Raw genomic sequence first — 13621 nt, forward strand, 5'->3', positions numbered from 1 at the left:
TTACTGCCACCTGTATAACTGACGGTTCTGCTTTCTTTCCACACACTGGATTGAGCTTGTACGAGCGTTGGAGGCAAGATACTTACTGCAATGAATAGTGCTACGAATAAAATACATATGGATTGTCCCAATTTCATAGTCTTATATTTCCTCTCGTTAGTTATTCAGTCTAATATTTGGTTAAAGGATCAAAACTAAGTTTCACTAAATTCACATACCATATATAGATTACGTTGATGCATTCGTAACTATATATGGTATGTAAAAGTTCAACTATATAGTTTTGACGCCTTAACCATATTTGTATGTTTTTGCTTTTAAAAAGACGTATTTTGAAGCCGCAAATACTCCTCATATATTTTAACACTTTTCATATGTAATTCCTATAAAATCATCATTATAAATCCCATACCAAAGTGGTTTAATCTATTTTTAAGAATCTTGCATTTATGGATACAATAATTGTACTAAGCGACATAAGCCCTGCACCTATTCCAATAGCTAGATCCGCTTTTGCTAGAGAAGGTGCATCATTCACCCCATCGCCTGTCATTGCAACCTTTTTGCCTTGGCTTATAAGTTCATCATTTTTTTTACTATCTATTTCGGCTTCTAAACCCTTACCTGTCAAGTTTTGATAATGACTAACTTCTTTCAAATCTAGATTTCTATTCTTCCCTTCGTTTACAATCCCTTTTGCAATGGGATGCTCTGAATTGGACTCAACAGAGTAAGCTAGGGTTAGTAATTCATCTTCTGACCTGTCTATGGCTTTTATAGAAGATTCATAATATTATTCCATTGCTTTATGGTATAATCTTTTATATCATTATACATTCATTACCCCTCAGGTATCTATAATATTTATGGTTATATACGCGACTAGGAGATGAAGATATGAGACTCATTTTTGAATCCAAACTCGAAATAGTTAAATCCCACTACATCATAAGAATTCCCATCGCTATCAGTGAGAAACTCCCCTCCCGTGGTATGGTTATGATTGAAGGAGATATTAATAATATTGGGTTTAAAACACCACTAGAACCGGACGGAAAGGGAAGCCACTGGTTTGAATTCGATAAAACTTTAATAAAGGATTTGAATATGAGCGTTGGTGATTCTATGTCTCTAAGCATTGAAGCCTTAGATAATTGGAACGTGCCAAAAATGCCTGATGACTTCATAAAAGCGATTCATGAAAATAATCTTTCCAGTCAATGGAATAGCATTACATCAAAAGCCCAATGGGACTGGCTTCGTTTTATTCGTTCAACTAAGAACTTGTCCACCCGCCAAAGAAGAATTGAGGTCGCATGCTCCAAGTTAAAAAAAGGCGATACACGACCCTGTTGTTTTGATAGAACCCGCTGTACCGTTATGGATATAGCCAAGTCCGGTGTTTTACTGGATTAACTGTTTATTCCAATCTGCATTTTTAAAATAATACATCTGTTCATCAGCATCTCGAATAAATGCGTCTATGTTTTCATGCTTCTTCTTCTTAAAGCATACAATACCATGGCTAAAGAACAGCATATCCTTTGGCTGCTTTCCATATATAAGTGGATTACTCATGAGATGATCCATAGCTTCTTTTATAACCTTTTCAGATTGGTTTAATAGCACGCACAAAAACGCATCACCACCAAAGCGTATGAGATAGGTCGATATCTAAGACCCGTATGTCAATACCTCCGTTTTCCGATACATAAGATAGCCGATCTATAGGCGCCGAAAAGGTATTTAGAGTCAGTTCATATTGTGGATGTTCTCGTATATACTTTGTAATAAAATTATAAGCGCGCTCAAGTTCTTGCGTTCATCATCGCAGATTGCTGATCTAATCATAAATTCACCTTCATAATAATTCTTTTTTCTTAGATGTGACGTCTAGTCATCCTGTCTTCTTCTACCATATAATCCTTTTTGTTTTATTTTATTTGTATACATCGCTTTGTCTGCTTCACTAAAAATAGAATATATACTTTTAATACCATTTTTATTATAGAACGCATATCCATAAGCAAGTGATATCTTTATTTCTCTATTTTCATTTACATTAATTATTAAGTCATTTAGCTTTGATAGGGCACCATCAACCAATTCTTTTGAACTGTTCTTACAAATCACACAAAATTCATCGCCACCAATTCTATATGGTATACCAATACCCCTAAAGCTTTCTCTTATGATATTTGCCGATTCAAAAATCAACTCATCTCCATATTTATGTCCATATTTGTCATTGGAGACCTTTAAATTATTTATATCTAAAACTACGATTGTTGCGTTATTATTGCCATTCACATAGAGTTGCATCTCATCTTCAAAAGAAGCTCGATTTTTTATTTTTGTTTGAGCATCATACCTGAATTGAAGTTCAAGTAAGAAAATATAAAATAACAATAAAGATATTGATGTACAACTCCAAATAAGCAGAAGATCTTTAAATAGCATCTGAATTAAGATGCCTATTACAGGTAAGAAAAAAATACCAATAATAAATTTCTTGTCACTTATTTTATATTCCGTACTGTTTTTGATTACAGCAATTATAAATAGTACATAATAAAACATGCTAATGATCGTTGGCAGTAAAAATAAATCCCCTCGTGTATATTGACTATGAACATCGACAAAAAAAACCCAACCAGTATTAAAACTCATAATAGAAATAACCGCATTCAGATATAAAGGTACTATTAAGCAGTATGTATATAATTTATTTTCATTATCTCCAAATAGTCGTAAAAGAAAAAAGGGAACTAAAGGACTTAAAGAAAACCCTAAGATGTTAATTAACCGATAAGTCATTACTAGACTACTATTACTTGAATGCTCAATATAAATCGTCCCAATCTCCAATATCAATAGGATAATTGTTATCACGACCGCATATCTGTACATCTTGTTTTTTTCATTATTTATAACAACATTTCTCTTAGCTAAATTTATTAAAAAGCAAAGTGCAATAATTGCAAGTAAATCCGTACTAATTAAAGTTATCATATTAGCTTTTCCACTTCTATATTATTCGTAACCTATTAAAAACCAATCAAATCTTCAAAACGATATAAAGGTTCGTCCAGTGAAATGTTACCAATTGTTTCAATAACTTGACCCTCAACCAAAATTTGTACCCGATCAATTTCCGAAAATTCTGTTAGGGTATTTACAATGGAACCAAGGGTCATGAGCTCGCCTGCACTTCCACCTGGATACTTGTCCACAAAATCCTTTGAGAAATCAAGCGTACATAGTCCTTCCTCCAGATTCATACTAAGAAGTCTTGTTCCTTCTGGTATGGATGGGGACAAGGATGTATTACTTGTACCTGCAATCAGGCCTAATATGGCTGCTTTTGCGATCTCATGATCATACACCGTCAAGGTTCTTACTTCTCTCCACACTTTCTGTGCGTCCTGGTCAGGAAAATACAAGGTCACTTCATTTTGTGTTATGTTCATCGCGCCGGATAAAAAATAACCAGCTGAAAAAGGCTCATCTCCTAATTCAAATAATTTTTCAAAAGATACGACCCCAGCATTTTCACGTATAACCCTTTGTTCGTAGTAGTCACTACCTTGTTGCTTATGCAGAACTGTGTATTCTTTAACACCTGTATCTTTTAGCTCAACTTTTGTAATCTGGCCGTTGATTGTCTGCAAGACGCCATCTTCATTACTGACCTTCTCAGTCCAATATGTTCCAATCACAAGTGGTGTCTGAATCAAGGTAAGTTGATTATACTTAGAGTCCATCATGACTTCTTCTTTTTTTGCCTGTATAAGGCTATTGCCCTCAATTATGTAACTCAGTTCTATGGAAAAATCTTTGGTGCTTTCACCGTCTGACATATCATCTACCATACCACTAATCATATACATACGTTTCGTTGGCTCACTCATAATAGAATCCAGTTGTGCCTTATGACCGTATTCAGCAAATCCTTCGTATTGCCACGCATAACCTACTGTATCCGGCAATAGTTCTGATAATACATCTACTTGATAGGTCGGTTCATTAATACTTGCCACTTTTGTAAGGGCATTCCATCCCACTTCTTTTCCAAATAACTCTGTAACTGAACGAAGGGGTATATAGGTCGTACCATCGACCACAAAATTATCTGTGGAAACTGGGACATGGTCCACTTCAATCGTCACAGTGTTTCTGTATACGTTTATCAGTTCACTTAGATCATTTCCCATAAGTGTGCCTGTTAAAAATGTTAGTGATAGTAGCACAATAAAGAAGAGCATGATTGACTTCTGGATTACAGATTTACCTTTATTTTTCATATAATCTCTCCATTTCTATTATCGTTGTCAATATTTTAATATACCGCTACATTTTCTGATTAATGCACAACCGCTCAAATGATTAAAGCAATAATCCACAAAAACCTATATTCTATATTATATACTATATAAGGTTAAAGGGTCAAAACTAAGTTTTACCAAGTTCATATACTTAATATGACACTTTTAAAAGTTAAGGTTGGATCGTCATTATATATACAATGACGTTTTGTTTTTCATTATGAGATCCCACTTATAGGACTGGTCACATTCAAATCGGATAAGGTTTCTTTTGCATTATTATATTGAACGGCCAATATATCTCTTGAAGCGATGGCTTGCTGTAATCCGTTTTTAGCCAGGGCTGTATTTTCAGTTAGTTGCTTACCTGTTAATAAATTATAACTCTGTGAAACTGTGTCATAGGCATTTTTAGCTTGAAGGTAGGCTTGCTCCATGCCGTCATACTCACTCTTAGAAACTGCACCGGATGCGTATAAAGCTTTGGTATTCTCAAAGTTGATTTTTGCATTATCATAGGTAAGTTTGGCACTGTTTAGAGAAGATTTCACTTGGTTGAGTTGGCCCTCTTGCTGACTCCCCGAAGTAATATTCACGTTTAATTTTGCTGAGTTAACAGCTGCTTCTGCGGAGTTCACCTGACTTGCTAAGGATTCAACGGTGTCTCATATCGGTTTCGTCAAAGGCGAATAAGACATCACCTTGTGAAACACTTTTCCCTACATTAAAATACGTAGCGCTAATCTCACCGGGGAATTTGCCCATGATATCCACTTCCTTAACCGGTTTAACTTGTCCGATAAAAATAGACTCATCCCTCATATTACCGGCTACGACCGCCTCTACTTTTACAGGCGTATAGGTTTTACCTTCAGCACCTACTGCTTCTGCTTCTGCTTCTGCTTCGCCTTGACAGCCCGTAATGACAAATGTGGATATAAGCAATACTGTTAACACTAAACTATACTTTTTCATACTTTGGTTGTTCCTCCTCAAATGGTCTATATGAATACATTTATAGAATTAATCTTTGGCTAAGGCGTCAAAACGATATCATAAAACTTAGTTTTTTCCTTTAACCCTTTTTTATTCAACAATTATATCACTCCTTATGTGATAGAAAATTTAGACAATTATTAGATATTGATTAAAGCTGAAATTCTGCTATTTTCTTCAAGATTGCGCTCATGTGGGCGCATAACAATAAACGCCTTTCCTAACAGAAAAGCGCTTCTTGTGGGGTTCATGAAACTTGAGACCTATAGATCTTTTATTTTAACTTTGTACCACTGATAATATCCTTCCCTTTTTTAAGTTGTTCTTCATATGCCCTTTTCATCATTGTAATGATTTCACTGTTGTCAATCTTCTTTCCTTCATATAAACGAAGGGCAATCTTATTCATAACTTCAATATAAGCATAACCGAGTGCAGCTGTTAGAATGGCTGCTGTTGTCCCACTAATTACGCCTCCAACCGCCGTTCCAACACCTGGTATAAACTTAACAACATTGGCAACGATTGTTCTACCAAGTGCAGTAGCACCACCGACGCCTCCAATTGCAGTAACGATAGAGGTGATCAGCGTTTTCTCAACATTAATACCAAATATAACCGTCAAATGTGCAATCATAGCAATCTGACTTGGCACCAAGATGGTTGCGTCCGCAAAAGGGATAGGGGTAAATCCGGTAACAAAATTCGTCGATACATATGGTAATACAGCTAATCTTGCAGCCACTACTTTCTTCTCAAGATTAACTTTTTGAGCATTTATAAAGGCCTTTTTGGCTGCTTCATCTAAACAATTATAGGTTACATCCACAAGTTGTGTAAGGCCAAATGGTGGAATTATAATATCTTCACTGATGACGATTTCTTCTGCCAATGTGGGTACTACGTTAACGACCGGAAGATTCAGATTTCTTATATAGCTTTCAAATTCTTTGTATTGTAGGCCCATACACTGTGTCATGACAATAAGGACCGGTAGCTTTTTAGAAAACTCATTGATCCACTCCAGTTCAAAATCTTCAATTCTATTCGAACTTGAATTAATACAGTACCATGCCACATGTATATAATCTTTTTCATTCTGACTTAATAATGTTCGATCTATTTGCCCAACGATTTCCTTTTTTATTTCTTCTTGTACTTCTGAATCTAGTTCTAGTCCTTTTGTGTCATAAATAGTGAGTGGAACGCCTTTTTTCGTGATCTTGCTGATGTGTTGCGTCACCGGTTTACCAATTCCAGTTTCAACCAACTTTTCTCTAAAAACATTATTAATGAGCGTGCTTTTTCCAACCCCGGTCTTGCCAATAATCATTATATTTGCAGTAGACATAGACTCAACTTCCTCATTGTATTTTTTCATAAACATGTCAAACCAATTTTCACTCATGTTATTCATTCCCTCTATCAATTCTAGATTGTAATTTTCTACTTAATGCATCGCCAAACTTAAAAGCGGCAACTAAAATAATAATGGATACGAGCAATTGATTCAAAAAATTAGATTTATTATTATTCTTTTTCATAATACCCTCCAATATACAAACTTAATTACAATTATGATAGCATACATAAAATTAAAAGACCATGATATATAGGTCATGATATGGCACAATCAATCTTAGAAGTAAACAAATCAAATTCTAGGAATAGCACCCTATAAGATATGGCTTGCTCTTTCATAATCCAAAATATGTATTGTTTTCTCATAAATCAGACTAGGCTCCTGTACAAAAACACGTCCAAGATGGGTCTCTGTTGCGAAGAATAAGTCTTTAATAAAATCTTCTTCTACATTCATATATTGATAATACAATTCACTTAAAAACTTCTGATCAATATCGCCTCTTGTACGCATCAAGGCAAATTCAATAAAACCAGCCATTGGCGGTGGCATTACAAATTGACGTTCCCCTTTATAGTAAGAATCCACAAGTAATGCCTTCTCACAAAGATGCTCTAGAAAAGTTGCTGCTTTTTTTTTGCAGTAAAAGGACGAATCGGCAACTTCGCAACCCATTTGGCTTCAGTTTCTGAATATAGAATTTGTAAGATTTTATATAAACTCTCCGATGGGTGGGCGCCTTGTGTAAACCAATTGATTCTTTCTTCTAGACTTTTATATGCATCTTTACTTGTTATATGTCCCATAGATTCTCCCCTCTCAAATAATGTAACCTGAGTTCAAGAAACAAAGACTCTTCTGAAATCAATCTCTTTTATGCTTTAATAGGATATGACCATTGGAGTCAAGTTTTATTCACAACCACTTTAAGTTTTGTGCCTGTGTATTTAGACTATAGGAAAATAATTCATTAGATATTACGGTTTCCGGATTGTAGAAGTTCAAGAAGAACTTCAACAATTCTTGAATCAAAATGGGTGCCTGAACATCTCTTTAGTTCCTCAATTGCTTCTTTCATGGTTCGCTTTTTATTAAAGCTACTCTTACTCGTTATTGCAGCATAAGCTTCAGCAACGGCAATAATTCTTGCTTCGATTTGTATGGCTTCACCCTTGATGCCATCAGGATAATCACTACCGTCCCATTTTTCATGATGATGAATGACAAATTGTGCAATCTCAGAAAATTCATTTGTAGAACTTAGAAGTCGCCAACCAATCTCCGGATGCTTTTCAATATCTACTCTTTCAGTACTGGTTAAGCTTCCTGTCTTATTCAATATTCCTTCATCAACACCGATTTTTCCAATATCATGCATAAGTCCGACGACTTTCATTTGATTAATTGTATTTTGGTCTAATTCCATTTTTTCTGCAATGGCTTGGCAGATACGACTTACTTTCTTGGAATGTTGTTCCTCGCCATGGCTTTTCTCAAATAATGTATTCATAATGAGTTCCATCGTTTTGCTCCTTATGCTGGTACGTTCAAATAGCTTGTGTTTGTACATGTGATTTTCAGCATTTACGATAATCTCTGAAATGGATTGGCTCTCCATTTCCTTTGTGTCATATCCATAAGAAATGGATAATTCTATATTTGAAACGATTTCTTTAGACGTCAGTTCTTTAATATGGTTTGCAATATTTATCGTATCACGTCTTGAGGTCTTTGGTAACACAAGTACAAACTCGTCCCCTCCGATTCGAGCTATAATATCTTCATGTCGGCATGCCTTTTTTATTGTTTCTGCAGCCTTATTAAGGAGTACGTCCCCCATATTATGACCAAATGAGTCGTTAACCAGCTTTAATCCATTGACGTCAAACATGATAATCGACAAGGGTAGATTATCTTTTGTATCTAGCTCCTTTAACTTTTGTTCAAAATACCTTCTGTTATATAAGCCGGTAAGATGGTCGTGAGTACTTAAATATAATAGTTTATCTTCGCTGCTTTTTCGCTTTGTAATGTCCTGAGCAGCTCCCCAGAGAGAGATGATTTGACCTTGTGTATCCTTTTTCGCCTCTATTTTAACCCAAATCCATCTACTAATTCCATCACTAAGTACGCTTTCAAGTTCAAGTTCGTATGGAACGCCCTCTGATTCTGTCCGCTCAATCGCTTCTGATAATTTCTCCCAACTTTCCGGCGTGAATAACTTCTTATGCACTGTAAAAGGAGGCGCAGAACTTTCCGGATCAAGCCCAAACATTTTATAAAGCTCTTTTGACCACACAACTTCGTCTGTTTGTAAGTTCATCCTCCATGTTCCCAAATGTGCAATACGCTGGGATTCCAACAAATCATCCATATTAAGTTTGAGTTCTTCTTGAACCCTCTTGCGTTTGGTTATATCATTAAAAATCGCTGCAACTTGTTTAGGATTCGGCGAATATGCTATGACTTCAAAGTACTTTCCCAGTTCATCGGAGTATTGTTCAAAAGACAAGGGTTCTCTTGTCATTGCAACATGCTCATATTTTTCAAGCCAAACCTTTTCTATTTTAGGCATAACCGTCAGCAAGTGCTTTCCAATAATTGCTTCACGCCTCAAACCCGTCAATTTTTCATAGGCTTCATTTGAGTCAATAAAGCTATAATCCGTTACGTTTCCCATATTATCTTGTAGGGCTTCTAGTACAATCAGTCCCTGTGACATTTGAGTAATCAATAGTCTATGTTTTTCTTCGCTTTCTTTCAGATTTTTCTCTGTAGCCTTCCTCGTTGAAATATCACTTACTACCATTCGACAAATGAGCCGTCCATCTACACTGACTACAGTTGATTTCATATGCCCCCCCAAAAAAAGAATCATCATTTTTCAACATCCTAAGTTCAATTTCATGGGGTTGCATTGATTCAAACAGTCGCTTCCGGTATCTATAATATATATCTTGATCTTCTTTTAAAATATATTTAGTTATGCGTTTTTTTGCAAGACTATGCTTTGACTCTCCAAGCATAACAGCGGCTGTCAGATTCGACTCAATAATAAGCCCCTTTTCTGAAAGAATCAAGTAACCTTCAGGTGCAAGATCGTAAATATCAAAATATCTGGCTTTAGTTTGTTCCAATTCCAATTGCGTTCTTCTAAGTTCATCGTTTTGCATTTCAAGTTCAATTTGATACACTTTTAGTTCATGAAAAATTGAATTGATCTCTTCAAGTGACAATCTCTCCAACTCTTCATTGTTATATTTATCTTCTTTTTGAATTAAACTTTCCGCAATCGAGCGCAAATCATTTTCGGTATTCGTCACATGCTTTGAATTGATGCGAGCTGGACTTAAGCCATTCTCTTTTTTCATGATGTGCCTTCCTTTTCATCTAACTCTGATTTCTTAAAGTCATGGGTCACTCTGATGTTACATTGTATGATTTTTATCCGGTCGATTTCAAAAGCATTGCTTATAAACTCAACCGCTATCTTTTCACCGTCAGCCGTTTCAAGGGGTAAATCTTTGTAGCGCATATATTTCTTTTTCTTCAAATCCAAAAAATTTTCCTTGTTGGCAACGATGTCTTTTATTAAACCAATATCCCAGATTTGTTTTTCCAAAAGCTTTTCTTCTGGGTAACCTAAAAGCTTTATTAAGAATGGATTCACATCCTTAATTTTTCCGCTCTTACCATCTAAAATCATAATGCCTTCCTGAGCCGTTTCAAACAATGTCCGATAGCGCATTTCGGATACTACTAGCTTATCTTTGGCTGTTTTGGCTTCAGTTATATCAACAAAGGTTAGTACAACACCCTCTATCACATTTTCAATGGTTCGGTAGGGTTGTATAATCATTTCATACCAATTGCCGTCTAATGTCTTAACCTCAATATTTTTGAGGATTAATGTATCTAGAACTGTTTTTACATCAACGGTCAATTGATTATACTCTACTAAATTGGAGGCAATATGTGATACCGGTCGACCAATATCGCTACTTATAAGATTAATGATTTTATTAGCTGTTGGTGTGAACCTTAAAATGTTTTGCTGATGATCCAAGAAAATTGTCGCAATATTCGTCCCTGATAGCAGATTATTCATGTCGTTGCTAACTTGGGATAAGTCATGTACTTTAACTTGTAGCTCCGAGTTCACCGTTGTAAGTTCTTCGTTGATGGATTGTAACTCTTCTTTGGAGGTTTCAAGTTCTTCATTGGTCGACTGGAGTTCCTCATTTACCGACTGCATTTCTTCAACTGATGATTTGAGTTCTTCATTTGATGTTTCAAGCTCTTCGTTTGCCGCCTGTAAATATTCATCTTTAAGGCGTAACTCTGTCTTTAGTTCTTCTATATAAGCATCTGATTCAAACGTTGGATGCGCTTCATTCACTTCTACTTTTCTATTGATTGCTTGTTCCTTAGTTTGTACTTTTGCTTCCTCGAGCAATATAATATACAAGGTTCGTTTTTTTGCAGAAATCGTGCCTATTCTTACTGGTTTTACTGTAAAATTCACCTTTGTAAAATGTCCATTCGTTCTAACATTGATTTCATGTAAGCGAACCGTTTCATTCTTCTCAATACAGGTTTTTAAAGCATTTTTTAGTTCTCGTCTTAAACCTTCTCTGGCCATCTTCAGTACATTGCTTACACCAACTTCTCCTTGGCTTGGCTCCAAATACATACCGGTTCTACCATGAATATATAAAGTATCACCGTTATCATTCACCAAAATGCCTGATATTGAATTATCCTTAAGAATGGCTTGTTCTGTGATTTCTCTTAAAGTGGGCTTAGGTCTGTAATCCGTTTTTACCCCCACTACGTTGTCAACTGCCTCTTTATTAACAGCCGGCTCTATGATTTGACTCGGGATACTTCTTTGTATCCCTTGTGCATCTTCTTTACGTCGATAGAATTTTAATTTACGGTCTACGACCTCAAACAACATTTCAAAATTACCGACGGTTTCTGAAACCCCTAAAAATAGTATGCCGTTTGATCTAAGTGCATAATGGAATAAGGGTATGAGTTTTTTCTGAAGTTCACTGCTTAAATAAATCATGAGGTTTCTGCAGGAAATCAAGTCAAGTCTTGAAAAAGGTGGATCTTTTATAATACTTTGCTCGGAGAAAATAAGCATTTCTCTGATGGACTTGCTGATACGGTAGGAAGCATTTCCAGGCTCTGATAAAAAAAATCTTTCAATTCTCTCTGAGCTCAACTCTTCAACGACACTGCTTGGATAATTACCTGATCGCGCAATAGCAATTGCCTGCCGATCAATGTCCGTAGCAAATATTTGTACATTAAATCTCATCTTAAGTTCTTCAAGATGCTCACGAAGCAAGATAGCAATAGAGTAAGCTTCTTCACCTGTAGAACACCCTGCACACCATATTCTTAGTGTTGAATTTTCAGGCTTACCTTCAAATAACTTCGGAATAATCTCCTTTTCTAACTTCTCAAAAGCATCTTTGTCCCTGAAAAAACTGGTCACCCCAATCAGCATATCATTTAATAGAACTTCTATCTCTGCAGGTGTTTGTTGTAAGAATTTGATATAGTCCGCCATATTTTCTATTTGATTGACGGCCAATCGTCTTTCAATACGTCTGTTAATCATACTCGGCTTATATTTGGAGAAATCATGTCCCCTCTGGTTTCGAATCAGTAGGAATATTTTTTTAAGCATATTTTCGTTATTCTGTACATGTATATCCACCGGGTGATCAGCAATCCATCTGGCATGGGATACATATGATACGAGGTTCTTTACCATCTCGCTTGGCTCTAATTGATAATCCACTAGGCCAGTTGCAATTGCACTCGATGGCATACCATCATATTCCGCACTGTCTGTGCTTTGTGCTAAGGCAATACCACCTTCATCTTTTATCGCTCTTAGGCCCAAAGTTCCGTCGCTCCCTGTACCTGATAAGACAATGCAAACGGCTCTTTCTTTCTGGTCAGCCGCTAGAGAGCGAAAGAAGAAATCGATGGGCATATTTTGTCCTCTTGGAGAGGTGATTTCAAAAAGTTGAAGGCTGCCATTTATTAGAGCCATATTTTTGTTAGGTGGTATGATATAAATGCAATTGGGCTTTATAACCATGCCGTCTTCCACTTCAAAAACCGGCAAATTTGTATAGCGTTCAATGATTTCCGTTAATATACTTTTATGATCTGGTGCCAAATGTTGTATCAAAACGAAAGTCATATCAGGTTCTTTATCTTTGGGCATTCCTGTAAAAAATGCTTCAAATGCAGCTAACCCTCCTGCAGATGCGCCTATTCCCACGACCGGAAATTTCTGTTCTTCTTTTTCATTGGTTCCCATGAGGACCTCCTATTGTCTGAGCTTTGATATATCTTTTTGTTGAAGAAGCTCATCTTCTAATTATATTCTTCTTATTCGGAATAATCAAATTCTTCTTATTTCTATAAAATTAATAAATTTATACTTCTTTTACGTTTTATACATCGTTTGGATATAAGAAAAACCACCAAAAAGAAGTACTACTTCTTAATTGGTGGTAGTGGTGCATTGCTTTTCTCGATTAGACGTATGGATTTCAAATGAAAATGATAACTCAAATTAGTCATTCACTCACAATCCATGCTTGCTACAGCCAATGAACAGTTTTTCTCCACGGTGTCTTGGGAAGCGCACTTCTTGGCCTTGTTCCGGATACAATCTCACAAATAAGATACGGTCAACGCTTACAAGTGCTACAAAATTCAGATAATGTTCCTTAGACATCTCATGTGGAAAAGTTATTTAGTAATCATTTTCAACATTTTTAACTTTGGTTAAGGCGTCAAAACTATATAGTTGAACTTTCACCTACCATATGTAGTTATGAATGTATCAACGTAATCTACATATGGTAGGCGAATTTAGTGAAACTTAGTTTTGACCCTTTAA

13 protein-coding genes and 1 pseudogene are annotated in these 13621 nt (G+C 35.8%); 1 reads left to right on the top strand and 13 read right to left on the bottom strand.

Features of this window, described 5'->3' with window-relative positions; translation table 11 throughout:
- Positions 1-421: 421 nt before the first annotated feature.
- Positions 422-658: a hypothetical protein gene (locus AC6F8J_RS14185; RefSeq protein WP_500724285.1), complete on the bottom strand. Its 237-nt coding sequence runs from the start codon at positions 656-658 to the stop codon at positions 422-424.
- A 239-nt stretch (positions 659-897) separates the two neighbouring features.
- On the opposite strand from AC6F8J_RS14185, the gene AC6F8J_RS14190 reads away from it, so the two are divergent.
- Complete coding sequence (locus tag AC6F8J_RS14190) at positions 898-1416, top strand: DUF1905 domain-containing protein (protein ID WP_500724286.1); 519 nt, start codon at positions 898-900, stop codon at positions 1414-1416.
- On the opposite strand, the gene AC6F8J_RS14195 is transcribed toward AC6F8J_RS14190, so the two are convergent.
- The 12 genes and pseudogenes from AC6F8J_RS14195 to AC6F8J_RS14250 all read right to left on the bottom strand — a co-directional run bounded on the left by AC6F8J_RS14195 (position 1405) and on the right by AC6F8J_RS14250 (position 13456).
- Positions 1405-1674, bottom strand: a complete 270-nt coding sequence (locus tag AC6F8J_RS14195) for a diguanylate cyclase domain-containing protein (RefSeq protein WP_500724296.1) — start codon at positions 1672-1674, stop codon at positions 1405-1407. The two genes, AC6F8J_RS14190 and AC6F8J_RS14195, sit on opposite strands and share 12 nt — an antisense overlap.
- A 219-nt stretch (positions 1675-1893) precedes the next feature.
- Positions 1894-3012, bottom strand: coding sequence for a diguanylate cyclase domain-containing protein (locus tag AC6F8J_RS14200; RefSeq protein WP_500724287.1), 1119 nt, complete (start codon positions 3010-3012; stop codon positions 1894-1896).
- A 35-nt stretch (positions 3013-3047) separates the two neighbouring features.
- Positions 3048-4304 (bottom strand): GerMN domain-containing protein, encoded by a 1257-nt coding sequence (locus AC6F8J_RS14205; protein ID WP_500724288.1) that lies wholly within the window; start codon positions 4302-4304, stop codon positions 3048-3050.
- Positions 4305-4543: 239 nt separating this feature from the next.
- On the bottom strand, positions 4544-4921 hold the full coding sequence (locus AC6F8J_RS14210; RefSeq protein ID WP_500724289.1) for an HlyD family secretion protein: 378 nt from the start codon (positions 4919-4921) through the stop codon (positions 4544-4546).
- Positions 4922-4979: 58 nt separating this feature from the next.
- A complete protein-coding gene (locus AC6F8J_RS14215; protein ID WP_500724290.1) occupies positions 4980-5300 on the bottom strand; it encodes a hypothetical protein in 321 nt (106 codons plus the stop codon).
- Positions 5301-5595: 295 nt separating this feature from the next.
- Positions 5596-6729: a YcjF family protein gene (locus AC6F8J_RS14220; RefSeq protein WP_172596118.1), complete on the bottom strand. Its 1134-nt coding sequence runs from the start codon at positions 6727-6729 to the stop codon at positions 5596-5598.
- 1 nt (position 6730) lies between these two features.
- Positions 6731-6865: a hypothetical protein gene (locus tag AC6F8J_RS14225; protein WP_500724291.1), complete on the bottom strand. Its 135-nt coding sequence runs from the start codon at positions 6863-6865 to the stop codon at positions 6731-6733.
- Positions 6866-6999: 134 nt separating this feature from the next.
- Positions 7000-7490: pseudogene (locus tag AC6F8J_RS14230) on the bottom strand ((Fe-S)-binding protein); the annotation flags it as partial.
- A 164-nt stretch (positions 7491-7654) separates the two neighbouring features.
- Complete coding sequence (locus AC6F8J_RS14235; RefSeq protein ID WP_500724292.1) at positions 7655-9538, bottom strand: diguanylate cyclase; 1884 nt, start codon at positions 9536-9538, stop codon at positions 7655-7657.
- The gene (locus tag AC6F8J_RS14240; RefSeq protein ID WP_500724293.1) at positions 9480-10055 is read right to left on the bottom strand and encodes a PAS domain-containing protein; all 576 of its coding nucleotides are present in this window, start codon (positions 10053-10055) and stop codon (positions 9480-9482) included. Before AC6F8J_RS14240 ends, AC6F8J_RS14235 begins: the two co-directional genes overlap by 59 nt.
- Positions 10052-13033 carry a chemotaxis protein CheB gene (locus tag AC6F8J_RS14245; protein WP_500724294.1) on the bottom strand — a complete coding sequence of 994 codons (2982 nt, stop codon included), beginning with the start codon at positions 13031-13033 and terminating at the stop codon, positions 10052-10054. Before AC6F8J_RS14245 ends, AC6F8J_RS14240 begins: the two co-directional genes overlap by 4 nt.
- 270 nt (positions 13034-13303) lie before the next feature.
- Positions 13304-13456 carry a hypothetical protein gene (locus AC6F8J_RS14250; protein WP_500724295.1) on the bottom strand — a complete coding sequence of 51 codons (153 nt, stop codon included), beginning with the start codon at positions 13454-13456 and terminating at the stop codon, positions 13304-13306.
- Between the last annotated feature and the right edge of the window lie 165 nt (positions 13457-13621).

Source organism: Petrocella sp. (assembly GCF_059865615.1).